Below are 20477 nucleotides of genomic sequence, written 5' to 3' on the forward strand. Positions count from 1 at the left end.
GGTCGTGTCAGTGGAATTGCGCCGTCTCGGTCGATCCGACCAGGGCGAGGGTGGCGCTGTCGGGGTTGAGCGCCGTGGAGACGAGGTCGAAGTAGCCGGTTCCGGCTTCCCGCTGGTGCTTGGTGGCGGTGTAGCCGTGCTTCTCGGCGGCGAACTCCGCCTCCTGCAGGGCCACGTACGCGGTCATGCCGCTTTCCGCATAGCCCTTCGCGAGGTCGAACATCGAATGGTTGAGGGCGTGGAAGCCCGCGAGGGTGATGAACTGGAACGCGTAGCCCAGCTCGCCGAGGTCGCGCTGGAAGGTCGCGATCTGCTCGTCGTCGAGATGGCGTTTCCAGTTGAAGCTCGGCGAGCAGTTGTAGGCCAGCAGCTTGCCCGGGAAGCGCTCGTGGATCGCCGCCGCGAAGGCGCGGGCGAGCTCGATGTCGGGCTCGCCGGTCTCGACCCAGAGCAGGTCGGCGTACGGGGCGAAGGCGAGGCCGCGGCTGATGACGGCGTCGAGTCCGGGGCGCACCCGGTAGAAGCCCTCGGCCGTGCGCTCGCCCGTCGTGAATCCCTGATCGCGCGGGTCGACGTCGCTCGTGAGCAGGTCGGCGGCGAGCGCGTCGGTGCGGGCGATGATGATCGTCGGCACCCCCGCGACGTCCGCGGCGAGCCGGGCCGCGTTCAGCGTGCGGATGTGCTGCTGCGTCGGAACGAGCACCTTGCCACCGAGGTGGCCGCACTTCTTCTCGCTGGCGAGTTGGTCCTCCCAATGGATGCCGGCGGCCCCCGCCTGGATCATCGACAGCGCCAGCTCGTACGCGTTGAGGGGGCCGCCGAATCCGGCCTCGGCGTCGGCGACGATCGGAGCGAGCCAGTCGCGGGTCGCGCCGCCCTCGGCGTGCTCGATCTGGTCCTGCCGCGTCAGGGCATTGTTGATGCGGCGGACCACGGACGGCACCGAGTTGGCGGGGTACAGGCTCTGGTCGGGGTACGTCTGGCCCGCGAGGTTGCCGTCGGCGGCGACCTGCCACCCCGAGAGGTAGATCGCCTTCAGTCCGGCGCGCACCTGCTGGACGGCCTGGCCGCCGGTGTACGCGCCGAGCGCGTTCACGTAGTCCTCGGTGTGCAGCAGGTTCCACAGGTTCTCCGCGCCGCGACGGGCGAGGGTCGCCTCTTCGCGGACCGACCCGCGCAGCCGGATGACGTCCTCGGCGCTGTAGGTGCGTTCGACGCCGTCCCAGCGCGGGTCGGCGTCCCATTCGGCCTGCAGGTCGGCGGCGCTCTGCGTCTGATCTCCGGCGCGCATCGGATGGGCCGGCGGGGTGGTGGGGAAGGTCATGGCGTCCTCCTGAGGGGTCGGGAGCGGGTCGTGACACCACTGTGCGAGAAGAAGGCCGTACTGCGAGACGATTCGGGACGGGAAGATTGTGCGATCTTCTGCTGCCGTGACACACTCCCCGTCATGACGATCGATGAAGATCGGGCGGAAGCGGCATCCGCTGATCACGGACCGGACGCGCTGAGCATCGGGCGGCGCGTGCGACAGGTGCGCACGGCGCGCGGGATGACCCTCGACGAGCTGGCGGCCGCCGTCTCGCGAGCGCCGAGCCAGCTGTCGATGATCGAGACCGGCAAGCGCGAGCCGAAGCTCTCACTGCTCCAGGCGATCGCCCGGGCCCTCGGCACGACGATCGACGCGCTCCTGACGGCAGAGCCGCTCGACGAGCGCGCGACCCTCGAGATCTCCCTCGAGCGCGCGATGAAGGGACCGACCTTCCAGGCTCTCGGCATCACGCCCTTCCGTATCGGGAAGTCCGTCCCCGACGGCGTCCTCGAGACGCTGCTGACACTCCACGGCGAGATCGAGCGGCTGAACGACGAGCGCTCCGCGACACCCGAAGAGGCACGTCGGGCGAACGTGGAGCTGCGGCACCTCATGCGCAGGCAGGACAACTACTTCGCCGAACTCGAGGAGCAGGCCGAAGCCATCCTCGCGGCCGTCGACCACCCCGGCGGGCCGCTCACGCAGCGGACCGCGTCCGAGATCGCGGCGCACCTCGGGTACTCGCTGCACTACGTGTCGGACCTGCCGGCATCCACCCGCTCCGTCGCCGACAACCGCACCGGGCGGCTGTACCTCTCGAACACGATCCCAGGCCGCGGCGACTCGCGGACGCCGGTGCTGCAGGCGCTCGCCGGTCGCATCCTCGGGCAGGCGGAGCCGACCTCGTACGCCGAGTTCCTCCGCCAGCGCGTCGAGACCAATTACCTCGTCGGCGCGCTCATGGTGCCCGAGTCGCACGCGACGGCGTTCCTGCAGGACGCGAAGACGCGCCGCGCGATCTCGATCGAAGACCTGCGCGACGCGTACTCGGTCTCATACGAGACCGCCGCGCACCGGTTCACCAACCTCGCGACCCGGCATCTCGGCATCCCGGTCCACTTCCTGAAGGTGCACGAATCGGGCACGATCACGAAGGCGTACGAGAACGACGACGTGAACTTCCCCGCCGACCGGTTCGGCTCGATCGAGGGTCAGCTGTGCTGCCGGCGGTGGACGAGCCGGGTCGTCTTCGACATCCCCGACAAGTTCAACCCGTACTACCAGTACACCGACACCGGCAACGGGACGTACTGGTGCACGGCCCGCGTGGAGTCCTCGAGCGACGGCGCTCATTCGGTCAGCGTCGGCGTCCGCTTCGACGACACGAAGTGGTTCATCGGGCGCGAGACGCCGAACCGCGGGGTGTCGCGCCACGGCGTCGAGGTCTGCTGCCGGCGTCCCCCGGTCGAGCTCGAGCGCACGTGGCGCGACCAGGCGTGGCCGAACGTCCGGACGCCCCGCACCCTGCTCGCGACCCTCCCGACCGGAGCCTTCCCCGGGGTCGACACGACCGACCTGTACGAGTTCCTCGAGGCGCACGCGCCGGAGTGAGGTTCGGGTCGCAGGGCGGAGATCTGCGCGACGCGCCGCGGTGCGGCATCCGTTCTCCGGCGTGTCGGACCGGATCTCCGCCGTACGGCTCGAGTATGCCGGAGGCCAGGAGCCCGTCGACGGCGGCGCGCACCGTGTCCCAGTCGTGCACGATCATCGCGTAGTCGAAGCGGAGCGTGACGTAGCCCCAGGCTGCGGCATTCGCGTCGCGCAGCAGGTCGCGGTGCCGCGCGCGCTCCGAGGCATGGTGCTCCGCTCCGTCCGCCTCGAGGATCACGCGGTCGCCGAGGAGGAAGTCCACCCGGCCCACGCCGGCGACGTCGACTTGGGCGCGCAGGGAGACCCCGGTGCCCCGCAGGCGCCAACGCAGGAGCGATTCGAGGCCGCTCTCCGAATCGCTTCCGGCGAAGTCCAGCGCCACGCGGGCGCCGTCTCCGCAGGTACGGCGCAGCCACGCCCGACCCGCGGGCGTCAGCATCCCGAGATGCAGCGCGGACTCGACCGCCACGAAGAACTCCTCGACGCCGCGGCACAGCCAGATCTGCCTCAGGATGCGGGGAACGGATGCCGCGGCGAGACGCCCGGCCGACGGTGCGGCATCCCAGTGGTCGAGGCACCGGCATCCGTCATGGGGAAGGCGGTGACCATCGGCGCGCATCCAGACGTGGAGGTCCGTACCGGCCTCGAGCGTCCACAGGCCTCGGTGCCGCGCGGCGCTGAGGCAGCCGAGGACGCCGCCGTGCCGCGCCGCCTCCCGCACGGGCACGCATGCTCCGCGTGCGGCATACGTGCCGCGGCGCATACGCGTGATCGTTCCGGCCCGCACTGCGGCAGCGATCGCCGCGGGGCTCAGCCCCGATCGCCGGAGTTCCGCCGTCGTCGTCAGCCCCGCCCCGTCCTCGCACACGACGGCACCCTCCCGCAGACCCGCCGGCCGTGGCCGTTCGTCCGCCGAGGTCGTGGACGGAGCAACCGCCGCCGCGGGGGTGGAGGACTCCCCGGTGCCACGAACGGCGGAGATCCAGCGGGACACGCCGCCCGCCGCCACGGCGAGCCCGGCGCGGCGCGAGATTCTCCGCCGTTCGGTCCCGCACCGCGCCACACGACATGCCCGCCCCGCCGTCACCGCCCGAGGTGCAAGGCCGCCCACAGCTCGGCGCGGGCGGCGAACGACGACAGGTCGACGCCGAGGATGCGCTCGGCGGCGGCGAGGCGCGTGCGGACGGTGTGCCGGTGGACCCCGAGTGCGGTCGCGGCGGCGTCGTTCGAGCCGTCGGCGACGACCCAGGCCCGCAGGGTCTCCTCGAGCCGGGCGCCGTGCGAGCGATCGTGTTCGCGGAGCGGGTCGAGGTACGCCGCGGCGACCGTCGACGCCTGCCCTGCCGACAGGGCTGAGAGGATGCCGCGGGCCTGCACCTCCTCGAACCTCACGATCCCCGGGCCCGAGGCGCGGCCCCGTGCCGCGCGGGCCTGGTCGAGGGCGCGCGCGAATTCGGCGTAGGGTGCCGGCTCCGACAGGCCGAGGCGCACGTCGAACCGTTCTGGGAACTCGTCGAGCACGGGCGCAGCGGATGCGGGGACCACGATCACGACGTCGTCGTCGACGCTGCCGAAGAACAGACCGCCGCGGCGCTCCTCGGCGCGCAGCTCGAGCAGATCGAGGAGGGCGTCCGTGCGCCGACCGGCGGCATTCGTCACCGCGACCACGACCGGCGCGGGCGGAAGGGCGCCCCACACGTCGCGGGAGATCTGCCGGGCGAGGCCCGGGTCGCCGGTGAGCATCGAGCGCACCATCCCGGACCGTAGCGCCTTGCGGGCGCGCGACAGTCGTTGGTGCTGTTCGAGGGCGAGGCCCGCCATCGCGATGACGGCCGTGACGACGTCTCGGCCGGCGCGGTCGAGCTCGCCCGCCGCGATCGCGAGGACGCCGCGCAGCTCTCCGCCGCGCCCCAGGGTCTGCAGCGTGAACGCGTCGGAGTCGGAGCGCAACGACGAACCGGCGCGCGCGCCGCGTCGCAGCACCGCCCCGACCTCGGCTCGGAGTGCTGCCGCCGCTCCCACCGAGAGGGCGCCGGCGGGGTGTTCGCGGACGAGCTCGCCGGCCGCGTCGTACATCCCCACCCACGTGTCGAGCTGACGGGCGAGCTCGGCGATCGTCGCGTCGAGTCCGTCGGGCCGGAGCGCCGCGAGGGCGATCGCGCGTTGCGCCGACAGCGCCCAGCTGCGCCGCGCGTACGCCTGGGCGGCGACGGCTTCGGCGTTGGCGCGCGCGACGGCGATGAACGGCGTGCTGTAGGGCACCTCGAACAGCGGCAGGTTCGCACGGCGGCAGGCGACGGCGAGTCCCGGCGGGATGCCGTCGCGCACCACTTCGGTCCCGAACCCGAGTGCGGCGACACCGCGGTCGACGAGTCTCCCCACGTAAGCGTCGAAGGGGTAGCGGATGCCGGTGGGGAACTGCGTCCCGGTCGTCAGGAGCACGAGATCCTCGGCGAGGAACGGTGTCGGATCGTCGAGGTCGGAGCTGTGCACCCACCGCGTCGCCCGGTCGAGGGCGCCCGGCGGCAGATCGGCCTCGGCGCCCGCGAGCCGTAGTCTCAGCTCCCCCCGACCGAGGAGGGCGCGCAGGGTGGGATCGGCATCCCGTGCCACCATGTCGGCCTCTCCGGTGTACGACGCGTACAGTCCTGCGCCGAGAATAGACGCAATGGCGAGTGACCGCACGCGCGCACACCTCTACGCTCGCCGCATGAGTACCTCGATCGCTCCCGTCAGCACGCCCCTCGGTGGACCGTCCCTTCCGCAGGAACGCCGCCTCGAGACCGCGATCCCCGGCCCCCGTTCGCAGGAGCTCCTCGCACGCAAGGCCGAGGCCGTCGCTGCGGGCGTCGGTCACACCGTCCCGATCGCGGCCGTCGCCGCCGGCGGAGGCGTCGTCCTCGACGCCGACGGCAACTCGCTCATCGACCTCGGCTCCGGTATCGCCGTCACGACGGTGGGCAACGCCCACCCCAAGGTCGTCGAGGCGATCGCCGCGCAGGCCGCGCAGCTCACTCACACCTGCTTCATGATCTCGCCGTACGAGTCGTACGTCGAGGTCGCCGAGACCCTCAACCGGCTTACTCCCGGAGACCACGCCAAGAAGAGCGCGCTGTTCAACTCCGGCGCCGAGGCGGTCGAGAACGCGGTGAAGATCGCCCGTAAGTTCACCGGCAAGCAGGCCGTCGTCGCGTTCGACCACGCGTACCACGGCCGCACGAACCTCACGATGGCGCTGACCGCGAAGTCGATGCCCTATAAGAGCGGCTTCGGTCCGTTCGCCTCCGAGATCTACCGCGTGCCCGGTTCGTACCCGCTGCGCGACGGACTGTCCGGGGCGGATGCCGCGGCCCGCGCGATCTCGATGATCGAGACGCAGGTCGGTGCCGACAACCTGGCCGCCGTCATCATCGAACCCATCCAGGGCGAGGGCGGCTTCGTCGTCCCGGCCGACGGCTTCCTTTCGGCCGTCGTCGACTGGTGCCGCGAGAACGGCGTCGTCTTCATCGCCGACGAGGTGCAGTCCGGGTTCGCCCGCACCGGCGCCATGTTCGCGAGCGAACACTTCGGCATCGAGCCGGACCTGATCACCACGGCCAAGGGCATCGCTGGGGGAATGCCCTTGGCCGCGGTCACCGGACGCGCCGACATCATGGATGCCACGCACACCGGTGGCCTCGGCGGCACCTACGGCGGCAACCCCGTCGCCTGCGCCGCCGCTCTCGCTGCGATGGACGCGTTCGAGAACGACGGCCTCATCGAGCGGGCGCAGGAGATCGAGAAGGTCCTGACGACGCGGCTGCGCGAGCTTGCGGCATCCGATCCCCGCATCGGCGAGGTGCGCGGACGGGGCGCCATGATCGCCGCCGAGTTCGTCGATCCGACCACGGGCGCCCCCGACGCCGCGCTCACCGGGGCGATCGCGAAGGCATGCATCGCGGCGGGCGTCATCGTCCTGACCTGCGGTACGTACGGCAACGTCATCCGGTTCCTGCCGCCGCTGTCCATCTCGGACGAGCTCCTGGCGGAGGGACTCGACGTCGTCGCAGAGGCGCTGGGGAAGGCCTGAGTATGGCGGGTTCGGACAACTGGTCGAATCCCGTCTCGCCCGAGACCTCGGCGGGACTCGGAGCGGTCACCAAAGCGCGCTCGAACAAGCTCCGTTCGCGTCACGTGACGATGATCACCCTGGGCGGGATCATCGGCGCCAGTCTGTTCGTCGGCTCCGGCAACGTCATCCGGACGGTCGGCCCGGCCGCCGTCCTGTCCTACCTCGTCGGCGGCCTCCTCGTGTTCTTCGCCATGCGCATGCTCGGCGAGATGGCAGCATCCCGTCCCGCGATCGGCTCGTTCATGGAGTACGCCCGCGTCGGGCTCGGCGACTGGGCGGCCTACCTCGTGGGTTGGCTCTACTGGTACTTCTGGGTCGGCGTGCTCGCCTATGAGGCGGTCCTCGGGGGCGAGACGATGCAGACGTGGTTCCCCGCCGTGCCGTCGTGGGCGTGGTCCCTCATCCTCATCGCGATCTTCGTCGGCACGAACCTGATCTCCGTCCGCACCTTCGGTGAGGTCGAGTTCTGGCTGGCGAGCATCAAGGTCCTCGCCATCGTCGTGTTCCTCGGCGCCGGCCTTCTGTTCGCGCTCGGACTGTGGCCGAACGCGACCTTCTCGGTACCCAACCTCTGGGAGCACGGCGGGTTCGCCCCCAACGGCATCGGCGTCGCCTTCACGGGCGTCGCGCTCGTGATCTTCTCGTACTTCGGAACCGAGATCGCCGTCATGGCCGCCGCCGAGTCGGTCGACCCGGCAAAGGGCATCCGTCAGGCCACCAGCACGATCATCTGGCGCATCCTGCTCTTCTTCGTCGGATCGGTCCTCGTCATCGTGGCGGTCGTCCCGTGGGATGAACTGCCCGTGCCGACCGACGTCGCCAACGCGCCGTTCACGATCGCGCTCGCCAAGTTCGGCATCCCCGGCGCCGACGTCATCATGCAGCTGGTGATCTTCACCGCCGTGCTCTCGGTTCTCAACTCCGGCCTGTATTCGGCGTCGCGCATGTTCGCCGCGCTCGCCGACAAGGGCTTCGCGCCGAAGGCCGTGACCACACGCTCCAAGACCGGCGTCCCCGTCGTCGCGCTTCTCGCCTCGACGATCGGCGGGCTCATCGCCACGCTCGTCAACTTCCTCGCCCCCGCCTCGGGCATCTTCGACTTCATCATGAACTCGGCGGGCCTCGTGGCCCTCTTCGTCTATGTCTTCATCGCCCTCACGCAGATGCGACTGCGCCAGAAGATGACGCCCGACGAGGTGGCGAAGCTGAAGCTCAAGGTGTGGTTCCACCCGTGGCTCAACATCCTCCTCATCGCGGCGATCGCCGCCGTGGTCGTCGTGATGCTGACGTCCGAATCGGGACGCTCCCAGGTGTGGACGAGCCTCATCGCCACCGGCGTCCTCCTCGTGTTCTGGCCGCTCGTCCGCCGCAACCTCCGTCGCCGTCCCGACCACGCGTCGAACGAGCGCATCCCCTCCAACGAAGGAGTCGTGAATGACTGAGATCACCCGAGACGTCGTCATCGTGGGCGCCGGCGCCGCCGGCCTCACCGCCGCGCACGAGCTGCGCAAGGCGGGCCTGTCGGTCGCGGTCCTCGAGGCGCGCGAGCGCGTCGGCGGGCGTCTGTGGACCGACGTCATCGACGGCGCCATGCTCGAGCTCGGCGGGCAGTGGGTCTCGCCCGACCAGGACGCGCTCATCGACACGGTCGCCGAGCTGGGTCTCGACACCTTCAGCCGCTACCGCGAAGGAGACAGCGTCTACGTCGGACCCGACGGCACCGTCTCGCGCTTCACGGGGGAGATGTTCCCCGTGAGCCCCGAGACCGAGCGGACGATCGACGAGATCACCCAGCGTCTCGACGCGATGGTCGCCGAGATCGACCCCGACCGTCCGTTCGCGCACCCGAAGGCCGCCGAGTGGGACACGATCACGTGGGATGCGTGGCTGCGCCAGCAGACCGACGACGATGAGGCGGTCCGCAACCTCGCGTTCGCGACCGGATCCGCCATGCTCACCAAGCCCACGCACGCGTTCTCGCTGCTGCAGTCGCTGCTCATGGCGGCGAGCGCGGGCAGCTACTCGCACCTCGTCGACGCGGACTTCATCCTCGACAAGCGCGTCGTCGGAGGACTCCAGCAGGTTCCCGTCCTCCTGGCCGAGCGGCTCGGCGACGACGTCTTCCTGAACCGTCCCGTCCGCACCATCGAGTGGTCGGATGCCGGGGTCACGGCGCACGCGGACGGACTGACGGTCCGCGCCCGGAGCGCCGTCCTCGCCGTCGCACCCGTGCTCTACAACCGCATCTCCTTCGTCCCGCCGATGCCGCGCCTGCAGCACCAGATGCACCAGCACATCTCGATGGGCTTCGTCATCAAGGTCCACGCCGTGTACGAGACGCCGTTCTGGCGCGAGAAGGGGCTCTCGGGAACCGCGTTCAGCCCGTACGAGATCTGCCACGAGGCGTACGACAACACGAACCACGACGACCCGCGCGGGACGCTCGTGGGCTTCGTCTCGGACCGGAACGCCGACGACATGTTCCGCCTCACCGCGGAGGAGCGCAAGGAACGGATCCTCGGGTCGCTGTCGCACTACTACGGTCCCGAGGCGAAGGACCCCGTCGTCTACTACGAGAGCGACTGGGGCACCGAGGAGTGGACCCGCGGCGCGTACGCGGCCAGCTTCGACCTCGGTGGTCTGCACCGCTACGGCGCCGACGTCCGCACCCCGGTAGGCCCGATCCAGTTCGCGTGCAGTGACATCGCCGGTGCCGGCTACCAGCACGTCGACGGCGCGATCCGCATGGGACGCCTGGCCGCGCGGAACGTCCTCGCGGACGGCCGGGTATGAGCAACCGCATCGTCGTCGGGTACACCGCGACGAAGGCGGGCCGCGATGCGGTGGCCGTCGCGGGCGGGATCGCGGCGGCATCCGGATCCGAACTCGACATCGTCCTCGTCCTGCCGGGGGAGGGGCGGAGCGTCATCACCCCGCCCGACGCCTCGTACGACCGGTACCTGCTCGGTCAGGCGGAGTCCTGGCTCGCAGAGGCCGCGGCATCGGTGCAGGCGGGAGTCGTGCACCGTGAGCACGCGCGCTACGCCGAGTCGTTCGCCGAGGGGCTCGTCGAGGCCGCGGACGAGTTCGGCGCGACGCATCTCGTCGTCGGTGCGGCCGACGGCGGCGCCCGCGGACGGCACCGGCTCGGTTCCACGACGAGCCAGCTCCTGCACTCCTCCGACGTGCCGGTCGTCCTCGTGCCGCGCGGTGCCCGCAAGCGGGTGACGGATGCCGGTGTCCCGCGCCTCACCGTCGCCGTCGGCACGCGCGCCGGAGCGGACGTCCTCCTCGAGGAGGCCGTCGCCCTCGCCTCGGCGACCGGTGCCTCGCTGCGGCTCGTCTCGCTCGTGACGGTCGACCTGCCGGCATCCGTCGACACGGGTGTCATCCGCCTCGCCGGCGCGGCGCACGCCGAGCAGGTCCTCACCGATGTGCTCGCGGCGATCCCGGAGGGGGTCCGCGCCGACATCGTGACCGCCAAGGGCGACAGCATCGAGGACGCCGTAGCGCACCTCGACTGGCTGCCGGGCGAACTGATCCTCGTCGGGTCGAGCCGGCTCGCCCAGCCGCGCCGCCTCTTCCTCGGTTCCGTCGCCGCGAAGCTCCTGAGCGAGATCCCGGTCCCGATGGTCGTCGTCCCCCGTATCCGTACCACCGACCCGTCCCGCTGACCCGAAGGAGCTCGACGATGAGCCAGCACGCAGCAGAGAAGGCCCCCGTCGCCGACGGCGGCCTCTCGAAGAAGGGCCTCAGCGCCGGGACGATCGGCCTCATCGGGGCTGTCGTCATCGGCATCTCCTGCATCGCGCCGGCGTACACGTTCACGGCCGCCGTGGGGCCGACGGCCTCCGTCGTGGGCTCGCAGATCCCGGCGATCATCCTCGTGGGGTTCATCCCCATGCTGCTGGTGGCCTTCGGCTACCGCGAACTGAACAACCGGATGCCGGATGCCGGGACGTCGTTCACGTGGGCAACCCGCGCCTTCGGTCCGTGGATCGGATGGATGGCCGGCTGGGGCCTCGTCGTCGCGACGATCCTCGTGCTGTCGAACCTCGCGGGAGTCGCGGTGGAGTTCCTCTTCCTCCTGATCTCCCAGATCACCGGCAACCCGGGGATCGCCGACCTGGCGTTCATCCTGCCGATCAACATCGGCGTCTGTCTGCTGTTCATGCTCGCCGCCACGTGGATCTCGTACCGCGACATGCAGACGACGCAGAAGCTCCAGTACGTCCTCGTCACGTTCCAGATCGCCGTGCTCGTCCTGTTCGCGGTCGTCGCGATCGTCCAGGCGGTCAGCGGCGGCGGATTCGACCCGCAACCGTTCGACCTCGAATGGTTCAACCCGTTCGCGGTGTCCTCGTTCGGTGCCTTCGCCGCCGGGCTTTCGCTGTCGATCTTCATCTTCTGGGGGTGGGACGTCACCCTGACGATGAACGAGGAGACGAAGGACCCCGAGCGTACGCCCGGTCGCGCCGCCACTGTCACGGTCATCACCATCGTCTCGCTGTACCTGCTGCTGGCGGTGGCGATGATCATGTTCGCCGGCGTCGGCACGGGGGAGCTCGGCCTCGGCAACGAGGACATCCAGGCGAACGTGTTCTTCTTCCTGTCCGATCCGGTGCTCGGGCCGCTGGCCTTCCTCGTCTCCCTCGCCGTCCTCACGAGCTCCGCGTCCTCGCTGCAGTCCACGTTCGTGGGACCCGCGCGGACGCTCCTGGCGATGGGGCACTACGGCGCCCTGCCGCCCTCGTTCGCGAAGGTCAGCCCGCGGTTCTTCACGCCGGGTTACGCCACCGTCGTCTCCGCGATCGTGGCCTCCGCCTTCTACGCCGTGATGCGCATCGTCAGCGAGGACACGTTGTGGGACACGATCCTCACCCTCGGCATGATGATCTGCTTCTACTACGGCATCACGGCCTTCGCCTGCGTCTGGTACTTCCGCAAGCAGTGGTTCGACTCGGTGAGGAACGTGTTCTTCACGTTCCTCTTCCCACTGATCGGCGGCGTGATCCTCGCCGTACTGTTCGTGACGACCCTCGTCGACTCGATGGACCCCGCCTACGGGTCCGGTTCGCAGATCTTCGGCGTCGGGATCGTCTTCATCCTCGGCATGCTGATCATCGTCGTCGGGATCGTCACGATGATCTGGCAGTCGATCCGTCGTCCCGCGTTCTTCCGTGGCCAGACCCTGTCCCTCGACGCACCCCCGAGCGCGCGAAAGCTGCGCGCAGAAAGTGAGACCCTCCGATGACCTCCCGCGAGTCCGACCTCCTGTCCCGCATCCCGAACCAGCTCTTCATCGGCGGGGAGTGGGTGGATGCCGAAGGAGGCAAGACGCTCGACGTGGTCGACCCGTCGACGGGCGAGGTCATCCGCAGCATCGCGGACGCGTCCCCGGCCGACGGCATCCGCGCCCTCGACGCCGCCGTCGCCGCGCAGGAGGCCTGGGCGGCGACCGCCCCGCGCCAGCGGAGCGAGATCCTCCGCCGGGCGTTCGACCTGGTGCAGGAGCGCAAGGAGGACCTCGCGCTCCTCATGACGCTCGAGATGGGCAAGCCGCTCGGCGAGTCCCGTGGCGAGGTCGCCTACGGCGGCGAGTTCCTCCGCTGGTTCAGCGAAGAAGCGGTCCGTATCTCGGGCCGGTACGGCATGAACCCCGAAGGGACCGGGCGCATCGTCGTCTCGCAGCGTCCCGTCGGCCCGTCGTTCTTCATCACCCCGTGGAACTTCCCGCTCGCGATGGCGACCCGCAAGATCGCCCCGGCGCTCGCCGCCGGCTGCACCGTCGTGATCAAGCCCGCCGAACTCACGCCTCTGACGACGCTGTTCTTCGTCGAACTGCTCGCCGAGGCCGGCGTCCCCGCCGGTGTCGTCAACGTCATCACCACGGCATCGTCGGGCGCGGTCTCCGGGCCGATCATCGCCGACCCGCGACTGCGGAAGCTGTCCTTCACCGGATCGACACCGGTGGGCCAGAAGCTCATCGCGCAGGCCGCCGAGGGTGTCCTCCGCGTCTCGATGGAACTCGGCGGCAACGCCCCGTTCGTCGTGTTCGACGACGCCGACCTCGACAAGGCGGTGGACGGCGCCATGCTCGCGAAGTTCCGCAACATCGGCCAGGCCTGCACGGCGGCGAACCGCTTCATCGTGCACGAGTCGGTGGCCGCCGGGTTCTCGCGCCGCGTCGCCGACCGGGTCCGCGAGATGACCGTGGGTCGCGGTACCGAGGACGGCGTGCAGATCGGACCCCTCATCGACGACCGTGCGGTGTCGAAGGCGAAGGACCTCGTCGGCGACGCCGTCGAGCGGGGGGCCCGCATCGTCGTCGGCGGCAACGCCCTGGAAGGACCCGGCACGTTCTACGAGCCGACCGTCGTCGAAGGCGTCGTCCCCGGCAGTGCGATCCTCCGCGAGGAGATCTTCGGGCCGGTCCTCGCCATCAGCACGTTCTCGGACGAGGACGAGGCCGTGCGCCTCGCGAACGACACCGAGTACGGCCTCGTCTCGTACGTCTTCACCCAGGACCTCGCCCGCGGGCACCGCATGATCGACCGCCTCGAGACGGGGATGATGGGGCTCAACGTCGGTGTCGTCTCGAACGCGGCAGCGCCCTTCGGCGGCGTGAAGCAGTCGGGCATCGGCCGCGAGGGTGGCCTCGAAGGCATCCACGAGTACCTGAACGTGAAGTACACCCTGATCCCGGCCTGACCGGATCCCCTGACCGACCGGAATCACTGGAGAGAATCATGAGCGACTACGCCGTCATCGACCCCGCCACCGGCGAGACCCACGCGACGTACCCCACCGCCACCGCCGACGAGGTGGAGCGCGCCCTCGGGGCCGCCGACGAGGCCGCCCGGGGGTGGGGGCGGACCTCCACTCCCACCGAGCGCGCCGACCTCCTGCGCCGTGCGGCGCAGCTGCACCGCGAGCGTCGCGAGGACCTCGCGAAGATCATCGTCCGCGAGATGGGCAAGCAGATCGACGGTGCCCTCGGCGAGGTCGACTTCGCCGCCGACATCACCGAGTACTACGCCGACCACATCGACGAGATCACCGCCGACGCGCCGATCCCGATCGAGGGGGAGGGGACCGCCGTCATCCGCAAGGCGCCCCTCGGCGTGCTGCTGGGCGTCATGCCGTGGAACTTCCCGTACTACCAGGTGGCCCGGTTCGCCGCCCCCAACATCGCGGTCGGCAACACGATCCTGCTCAAGCACGCACCGCAGTGTCCCGAGTCAGCGGCCGCCATCGAGGCGATCTACCGCGATGCGGGCTTCCCGGCGGGGGTCTACACGAACGTGTACCTCACGAACGAGCAGGCCGCCGACGTGATCGCGGACCCGCGTGTGCACGGTGCATCGGTGACGGGGTCGGAGCGCGCCGGCGCCGCCGTCGCCGAGGTCGCCGGACGCAACCTCAAGAAGGTCGCCCTCGAGCTCGGTGGCTCGGACCCGTTCATCGTGCTGTCGGCCGACGACATCGACGCGGTTGCGCAGGCCGCCGTCGACGCGCGTCTCGACAACACGGGCCAGTCCTGCAACGGCGCGAAGCGCTTCATCGTCGTCGACGGCCTGTACGACGCGTTCGTCGAGGCGTTCACAGCGAAGATGTCGGCGGCATCGGTGGGCGACCCGTGGAGCACCGACACCGTCCTCGGCCCGCTCTCGTCGGTCGCTGCGGCCGAGCGTCTCGAGAAGCAGATCCAGGATGCCGCGGCCCAGGGCGCGACGATCGTCACCGGCGGCACGCGCGACGGGGCGTTCTTCGCGCCGACCGTCCTGACGGACGTCACCCCCGAGATGGACGTCTACCGCGAGGAGCTGTTCGGTCCCGCCGGCGTCGTCTACCGCGTGGCCGATGAGGACGAGGCGGTCCGCGTCGCCAACGACACCCCGTTCGGCCTCGGGTCCTACGTCTACACGACCGACCCCGAGCAGGCGACCCGCGTCGCCGACCGGATCGAGGCGGGCATGGTCTACGTCAACCTCGTCCTCGCCGACGAGCCGGGCCTGCCCTTCGGCGGCATCAAGCGCAGCGGCACCGGCCGTGAGCTGGGCCTGCTGGCAGCCGACGAGTTCGTCAACAAGAAGCTCGTCCGCATCGGCTGAACGAGTGGTGAGGGGCGGCATCCGATCGGATGCCGCCCCTTGTCGTTCCCGCTCAGGCCGAGGTCGTCGCGCGGACCTCCGCAGCGTCGCCGTGGCGACCGAGTCCCTCGTAGACGTCGCCGAGTTCCAGCGCCGCCTGCTGGCGGAGCGGCTCGTTCTCGCTCGCGGTCGCGTGTTCGATGGCGGCTCGGTAGAGCGGGACGGCATCGGCCGGTCGCTCCGCGCCGACGAGCAGCCGGGCGGCGAGGAGTTCCGACCCCGCGCCCGAGCCGGCGTCGCCGGCCTGAGCGAACCCGTCCGCGGCCTGGAGTGCGGTCGCGACCGCTTCGTCGGTGCGCTGGCGCGCGGCCAGCAGGCGGGCGCGGGTGTCGAGCACGTCGGCGACGTACCAGTGCGCCTCGTTGGCGCGACCGAGCGTCAGCGCCTGGTCGATGACGTCGAACGCGTCCTCGTCTCCGCGCTGCATCTTCGCCTGCGCGAGCAGATGGAGCGCCTCGGCGTGCAGGCCGATCTGCTCCTCGCGGCCGGCGATCAGTGCGATGGCGGTGTCGAGCGCGATCACGGAGTCGTCGTACTCGCCGAAGTTGCCGAGGTGGCGGCCCTGCGCGACGAGCGCGAAGGCCTGACCCTCGGCTTCGCCCGCCTCTTCGTGGAGGTCGGCGGCGAAGCCCCACGCCCCGACGGCGTTCCCGAAGTCGCGGGCGCCCTCGTAGGCCCGGGCAAGAAGCCCCACCGTGATCGCGCGCGATCCGGCGGGCACCTCAGCGGCGGTCTCGTCCGAGAGGACCTGGTGGAGTGCGTCGACCGCCTCCTCCGGCATCCCGGCGGAGATCACGGCCCGGCCCAGCCGGTACCGCGGATCGGCCGTGGGAGCACCCGCCGATTCGAACCGCTCGACCGCGGACCGGTAGCGCCCCGCGGCGAGGGAAGCGGCCCCCGCATCCTCGTGCAGGGCTCCGGCCAGGACGAAGGCCTCGCCCACGCGCAGGTCGTCGGCGGCCAGCGAGAGGAGCAGTCTCACCGCTTCGTCTGCGGCGGCCGCGCCCTCGGCGAACTCCTCGGCCACGCCGTGCAGGCGGGCCTTCGCCGCGAGAGCCCGCGCCCGACGGCCGTCGCTGATCGGTTCCGAGAGCAGTGCGTCCAGATCGGCGCGGGCATCGTCGAAGAGCGACGCGGATGCCGCGGCGTCGACCGCGAGCAGTCGCACGCCCTGCGCGCGCACCGCGTCGCCGGCCTCGAGAAACAGGCGCACGCCCTCGCGCGCGTCGTCGCGGGCCTCTGCGAACGATCCCTCGTACATCTTCGCGACCGCCAGCGTCGCGACCAGGTCGGCCCGGACCGCGGGGGGAGCGCCGACAGCGGCGGCCGCCTCGGCTCGGAGGGCGTCGCCGGCCTCCGCCAGATCCTTCCCGAAGAGGACCAGGCCGAGGCGGTCCTCGAGATCGGCCTGCTCGGCGTGGCCGGCGGCGCGCAGGATGGCCAGGCGCTCGGGGAGGAACGCCTCGGCCTCGTCGATCCGATCGGTGGCGACGAGGCCGCCCAGCAGGTGGGACGACAGTGTCACGCGCTCAGCGGGATCGGCATCCGTCAACAGATCGCGGAGCGGGTCGATCGCGGCGGACGAGCCGGCGTGTGCGAGGGCGACGGCGCGCGCGACCCGGTCCTCCCGCGTGAGGACGGGAGCTGCCGCGATCACCGTCGAGAAGTCGTGCGAGCGGATCGGCACGTCGTAGCGCTCCGTGCCGATCTCGCGCAGGCGCTCGAGGTTCCGGGTGTGGGCGTCCGTGCCGTTGCGGCGGTCGAAGGCGTCGGCGATCGAGCCCGCGGCGGCCCAGGCGGCAGACGCGAGGTCGTCGACGCGCCACGGGCCGTCGTGTTCACCGAAGACGGGGACCAGGTTCTCCGCGCCCGACCCGCGGACGGTGAGCTCCGGGTGGCCGGCCGCAGCGACGGCGTCGAGGGCCAGTGCGAACGCACCGAGGGCCGTGCCGTGTCCGTCGGCATCGAGACCATCGTGGACGAGCCACGGCAGGTGGCGCTCGACGAGGGCGAGGGCGCGCGCCTCGTTGCCCGTGACGGCGCAGAACACGACGTTCTTCGCGACGATCGCGAGGTTGTCGGGGTTGTCCTTCGCGAGGCGGTAGCTGCGCAGGTGCGCGGTTCGGGCCTCGTCGAGCATCCCCGCGTGCAGGTAGGGGAGGAGGATGCGCGCCAGCGCATGCTCGGGCTCTTCGCCGCATGAGAAGCCGTTCTCGATCATCTCGCCGACGAGGCGGATGGCGTCCTCCTCGCGGCCGGTCTCGATGAAGAACCCGGCGAACTGGCTGCGCACGCACGCGTCGCAGTGGCTGTAGTCGTCGCGGGGCGTCGCCTCGAGCGTCCGCTGCAGCTCCGTCGCCTCGTCGATGCGCCCCGCGGCCCAGGCATCCTCGAATCGGGCCATGAGCACCCCGCTGGGACCGACGCCCGCGCGCTGATAGTGGGCTTCCATGTCATCGAGCACGGCGGCGATCTGCTCGGAGGGGAACTCCGGCGAGTTGCCGAGGGCGCTCGCCATCCACTTGTACTGCCACAGCACGTCGCCGGCGCCGTCGACCTCGGCGGGGAACCGCTCCGGGTCGGCGTCGTGGTGGGCCAGGCACCACGCGAACGACGTCAGCATGAGGTCGGTGTCGCCGCCCATGTTGGCGCTCGAGGTCTGCCGCAGGCGGGCCTCGTACTCCAGGCGCTCGTCGCCGCTCTCCTGGGCCAGCGCGACCGCCTGTGCGACGAGGGCCTGCTCCTGCGGGCCCCACGGGGTGTTGTCGATCTCGTCGAAGAGGGATCGGATGCGGGTGGCATAGCCGGTCATGAGGCTCCTTCTGTCGCGGGCGGGATGTCGGTGTCGATCGCGCGGTCGACCAGCTCCGCGAGTGCGGTCGACATCATCGTGCGGTCGCGCGGTCCGAGGGGGTGGTGGCCCGCGAGCAGCGACTGCACGTACAGCAGCTGCACGCTCAGGTCGAACACGCGACCCGCCGGGGTCGCGGCGAGCTTGCGGATCACCGGGTTCGTCCAGTTGAGGCAGAGTCGCGCGGCAGGCTCCTCCGCCCCGCGGCCCGACACGACGCTCGCGGCCCGGTCGAGGACGCCGCCCCACAGGGCTCCGCCGGCGCTGCGTGCCCGGCCGCGATCGAGTGCGCGCAGGACTTCGGGGTCGGCGACGAACAGACCCGGGAGCTCCGGACGCTCGAAGGTGCGGACGGCGACGTCCACGTCCTCGAGTGCGGCCCGGGCCCGGTCTTCGAGAGCGGTCGCCGCAGCGCGGTCGTCGAGCGGCGCCAGATCGAGACGGTCGATCTCGCCGACGACGTCGACGCGCTCCACCTCGACACCGGGGAACAGCTCCGGGATGCGGCGGACGAGGTCCGCGTCGTAGAGGTAGCCGCCGTTGACGAGGATGCCGCCGGCAGAGGTCATGCTGGCGACCTGGCGGAACTCGTCGACGCTCTCGGCGTAGCGCACCAGCGGGAAACGGCGGGCGATCTCCTCGATGCGCAACCGCCCGGCGGTCGTGTCGACCGACAGCCATCGCACGATGAACCGGGCGAGTTCGTCGTCGTGGCGGACGAGCGATTTGAGGGCCACCTCGTGGATCGACACGAACTGCGACAGCCGCAGGGGGTCCTGCAGCGCTGCGTCGAGGATCCAGCGGCGGATCGCCTCGCCGATCTCCTGCCGGGTCTGCTCGAGCGCGTCGTCATCGACGAGCGACTCCCGACTGGCGGTGGGGTGCAGCGAGCCGGAGTCGACGACGGCCTGGGCGAAGAACGCCCAGGCGGGCAGCAGCTCGTCGGCGCGCTCGGTCAGCAGCATCCGCCGCAGGTAGACACGGGTGCTCTGACGTGCCGTCGGGGGAGGGGCGAAGGGCAGGACGAAGGCCACGCCCCGCGTCTGCGTTCCCGGCACGTGCAGCGGGATGACGTCGAGAGGCTCGGCGCCGATGAGCTCGCGGCCGTAGGCGAGCTGTCGTTCCACGTCGCCGTCGAGGAAGGGCGCCGGTTCGGTCACGGTCGTCTCGCCGCCGCCGGGGAGGTCGACGACGACCGTGTGCGGCAGGTACCGGCCGAACGTCTCGGCGAGTTCCATGACGGTGCTCGTGCCGAGGAGCGCCCGGGTGTCGGCGCGCGGAGTCAGGTGCACGCTCGTTCCGACCGGGATGTCCTGGGCGTACGGCGCGACGGTGAAGGTGCCGTCCGAGTGGCCGGTCCACTCGACGGCAGCCGATCCGGCGGCGCTCCGTGAGCGGATGACGATCGTGTCGCACACCATGAAGCACGACAGCATCCCGATGCCGAACTGCCCCAGGAAGTCGCCGCGCGGCAGATCGAAGATGTCGCGTTTCGAGCTGCGTCCCACTGTCGCGAGCAGGTCCGCGACCTCGGTCTCGGTGAGACCCACGCCGTCGTCGCGCATCACGAACTCCGTCGACCCGTCGCTGACGGGTGTGATGCGGATGCGGCCGCCGCCCCCGTCGAGCGCCCGTCGCGCCGCGATCGCGTCGACGGCGTTCTGGAGCAGTTCGCGCAGGAACACCCGCGGGCTCGAGTAGATGTGGCGGCTCAGCAGGTCGATGACTCCGCGGAGGTCGACCTGGAACTGTTGGGCGGCAGTACTGTCGGTCACCGCGCTCCTCGGTAGTCGTCGTTCGTCCGATGCCGCACCCCCCGATGCACCGGCTGCGGGACGGCCGATCAAGCCTACCGACGGCGCCCGACGGCGACGAGGGATGCCGCGCGTTCGCCACCCTCCGAGCCATGCCGTATGCTTGTCCACGCAGTTGTCTGCATTCTTTTGCCGTGCCCATGGGCCCGGCAGGATGCGGATTCCCGGGTCGCAAGACCTTAGGGCGGTAGCTCAATTGGCAGAGCAGCGGTCTCCAAAACCGCAGGTTGCAGGTTCGATTCCTGTCCGCCCTGCGCGTCAGCGTCAGCTGACTCGAACCGAGCAACAGGTGGGTTGAATGGTCCAGGATGAGCCGAACGGCGAGGTCGTCGCTGCCAGCAGCGGCGCCACCCGTGAGAAGAAGCTCAACTTCTTCCAGCGAATCGCCCTCTTCATCCGCCAGGTGGTCGCCGAGCTTCGCAAGGTCGTCACGCCGACTCGCCAGGAGCTGGTCAAGTTCACGCTCGTCGTCCTGGGCTTCGTCGTGGTGGTGATGGCCATCGTGTACGGCCTCGACCTGCTCTTCACCTGGGTCGTCGACGTCGTCTTCGGCGTACCGAGCTGACGACCGGACGACCATCCGTCGCGG

General features: G+C 70.6%; 13 protein-coding genes, 1 tRNA gene and 1 pseudogene. 10 read left to right on the plus strand and 5 right to left on the minus strand.

Annotated features, from left to right (window positions below):
• Positions 1 to 7: 7 nt before the first annotated feature.
• The gene (gene aceA / locus MRBLMI1x_RS06100; RefSeq protein ID WP_311859134.1) at positions 8 to 1324 is read right to left on the minus strand and encodes an isocitrate lyase; all 1317 of its coding nucleotides are present in this window, start codon (positions 1322 to 1324) and stop codon (positions 8 to 10) included.
• 123 nt (positions 1325 to 1447) lie between these two features.
• Here aceA and MRBLMI1x_RS06105 point away from each other — a divergent pair, with 123 nt between their 5' ends.
• Positions 1448 to 2920, plus strand: coding sequence for a helix-turn-helix domain-containing protein (locus MRBLMI1x_RS06105; RefSeq protein ID WP_363457209.1), 1473 nt, complete (start codon positions 1448 to 1450; stop codon positions 2918 to 2920).
• A 133-nt stretch (positions 2921 to 3053) separates the two neighbouring features.
• Here MRBLMI1x_RS06105 and MRBLMI1x_RS06110 read toward each other — a convergent pair.
• Positions 3054 to 3398: pseudogene (locus tag MRBLMI1x_RS06110) on the minus strand (endonuclease domain-containing protein); the annotation flags it as partial.
• Positions 3399 to 4042: 644 nt separating this feature from the next.
• The gene (locus MRBLMI1x_RS06120) at positions 4043 to 5575 is read right to left on the minus strand and encodes a PucR family transcriptional regulator (protein WP_363457839.1); all 1533 of its coding nucleotides are present in this window, start codon (positions 5573 to 5575) and stop codon (positions 4043 to 4045) included.
• Between the two features lie 94 nt (positions 5576 to 5669).
• Here MRBLMI1x_RS06120 and gabT point away from each other — a divergent pair, with 94 nt between their 5' ends.
• The 7 genes from gabT to MRBLMI1x_RS06155 are packed head-to-tail and all read left to right on the plus strand — an operon-like array spanning position 5670 to position 15184.
• Complete coding sequence (gene gabT / locus MRBLMI1x_RS06125; protein ID WP_363457212.1) at positions 5670 to 7028, plus strand: 4-aminobutyrate--2-oxoglutarate transaminase; 1359 nt, start codon at positions 5670 to 5672, stop codon at positions 7026 to 7028.
• Positions 7029 to 7030: 2 nt separating this feature from the next.
• Positions 7031 to 8512, plus strand: coding sequence for an amino acid permease (locus MRBLMI1x_RS06130; protein WP_363457215.1), 1482 nt, complete (start codon positions 7031 to 7033; stop codon positions 8510 to 8512).
• Positions 8505 to 9863, plus strand: a complete 1359-nt coding sequence (locus MRBLMI1x_RS06135; RefSeq protein ID WP_363457218.1) for a flavin monoamine oxidase family protein — start codon at positions 8505 to 8507, stop codon at positions 9861 to 9863. The genes MRBLMI1x_RS06130 and MRBLMI1x_RS06135 overlap by 8 nt, the downstream gene beginning before the upstream one ends.
• A complete protein-coding gene (locus tag MRBLMI1x_RS06140) occupies positions 9860 to 10744 on the plus strand; it encodes a universal stress protein (protein WP_363457221.1) in 885 nt (294 codons plus the stop codon). Before MRBLMI1x_RS06135 ends, MRBLMI1x_RS06140 begins: the two co-directional genes overlap by 4 nt.
• A gap of 17 nt (positions 10745 to 10761) precedes the next feature.
• On the plus strand, positions 10762 to 12324 hold the full coding sequence (locus MRBLMI1x_RS06145) for an APC family permease (protein WP_018186953.1): 1563 nt from the start codon (positions 10762 to 10764) through the stop codon (positions 12322 to 12324).
• Entirely contained in the window at positions 12321 to 13781 is a 1461-nt protein-coding gene (locus tag MRBLMI1x_RS06150) for an NAD-dependent succinate-semialdehyde dehydrogenase (protein WP_363457225.1), read from the plus strand. The genes MRBLMI1x_RS06145 and MRBLMI1x_RS06150 overlap by 4 nt, the downstream gene beginning before the upstream one ends.
• Positions 13782 to 13819: 38 nt before the next feature.
• The gene (locus MRBLMI1x_RS06155) at positions 13820 to 15184 is read left to right on the plus strand and encodes an NAD-dependent succinate-semialdehyde dehydrogenase (protein WP_116228244.1); all 1365 of its coding nucleotides are present in this window, start codon (positions 13820 to 13822) and stop codon (positions 15182 to 15184) included.
• A 52-nt stretch (positions 15185 to 15236) separates the two neighbouring features.
• Here MRBLMI1x_RS06155 and MRBLMI1x_RS06160 read toward each other — a convergent pair whose 3' ends face one another.
• Both MRBLMI1x_RS06160 and MRBLMI1x_RS06165 read right to left on the minus strand, forming a co-directional pair.
• Positions 15237 to 18035, minus strand: a complete 2799-nt coding sequence (locus tag MRBLMI1x_RS06160) for a hypothetical protein (protein WP_363457229.1) — start codon at positions 18033 to 18035, stop codon at positions 15237 to 15239.
• On the minus strand, positions 18032 to 19849 hold the full coding sequence (locus MRBLMI1x_RS06165) for an HSP90 family protein (protein WP_363457232.1): 1818 nt from the start codon (positions 19847 to 19849) through the stop codon (positions 18032 to 18034). The genes MRBLMI1x_RS06160 and MRBLMI1x_RS06165 overlap by 4 nt, the downstream gene beginning before the upstream one ends.
• 220 nt (positions 19850 to 20069) lie before the next feature.
• Here MRBLMI1x_RS06165 and MRBLMI1x_RS06170 point away from each other — a divergent pair.
• Positions 20070 to 20142: transfer RNA gene (locus MRBLMI1x_RS06170), tRNA-Trp, on the plus strand.
• Between the two features lie 44 nt (positions 20143 to 20186).
• Positions 20187 to 20453, plus strand: coding sequence for a preprotein translocase subunit SecE (secE, locus tag MRBLMI1x_RS06175; protein ID WP_018186958.1), 267 nt, complete (start codon positions 20187 to 20189; stop codon positions 20451 to 20453).
• The last annotated feature ends 24 nt before the right edge of the window (positions 20454 to 20477 follow it).

This window comes from Microbacterium sp. LMI1x-1-1.1, from assembly GCF_040676205.1.
Classification (GTDB): domain Bacteria; phylum Actinomycetota; class Actinomycetes; order Actinomycetales; family Microbacteriaceae; genus Microbacterium; species Microbacterium aquilitoris.

Bases quoted from the DNA above. Each gene is read 5' to 3' on its own strand.
- secE (WP_018186958.1), top strand. From the start codon at position 20,187: ATGGTCCAGGATGAGCCGAACGGCGAGGTCGTCGCTGCCAGCAGCGGC.
- MRBLMI1x_RS06105 (WP_363457209.1), top strand. From the start codon at position 1,448: ATGACGATCGATGAAGATCGGGCGGAAGCGGCATCCGCTGATCACGGA.
- MRBLMI1x_RS06160 (WP_363457229.1), bottom strand. From the start codon at position 18,035: ATGACCGGCTATGCCACCCGCATCCGATCCCTCTTCGACGAGATCGAC.
- MRBLMI1x_RS06135 (WP_363457218.1), top strand. From the start codon at position 8,505: ATGACTGAGATCACCCGAGACGTCGTCATCGTGGGCGCCGGCGCCGCC.
- MRBLMI1x_RS06145 (WP_018186953.1), top strand. From the start codon at position 10,762: ATGAGCCAGCACGCAGCAGAGAAGGCCCCCGTCGCCGACGGCGGCCTC.
- aceA (WP_311859134.1), bottom strand. From the start codon at position 1,324: ATGACCTTCCCCACCACCCCGCCGGCCCATCCGATGCGCGCCGGAGAT.
- MRBLMI1x_RS06155 (WP_116228244.1), top strand. From the start codon at position 13,820: ATGAGCGACTACGCCGTCATCGACCCCGCCACCGGCGAGACCCACGCG.
- gabT (WP_363457212.1), top strand. From the start codon at position 5,670: ATGAGTACCTCGATCGCTCCCGTCAGCACGCCCCTCGGTGGACCGTCC.
- MRBLMI1x_RS06120 (WP_363457839.1), bottom strand. From the start codon at position 5,575: ATGGTGGCACGGGATGCCGATCCCACCCTGCGCGCCCTCCTCGGTCGG.
- MRBLMI1x_RS06130 (WP_363457215.1), top strand. From the start codon at position 7,031: ATGGCGGGTTCGGACAACTGGTCGAATCCCGTCTCGCCCGAGACCTCG.
- MRBLMI1x_RS06150 (WP_363457225.1), top strand. From the start codon at position 12,321: ATGACCTCCCGCGAGTCCGACCTCCTGTCCCGCATCCCGAACCAGCTC.
- MRBLMI1x_RS06140 (WP_363457221.1), top strand. From the start codon at position 9,860: ATGAGCAACCGCATCGTCGTCGGGTACACCGCGACGAAGGCGGGCCGC.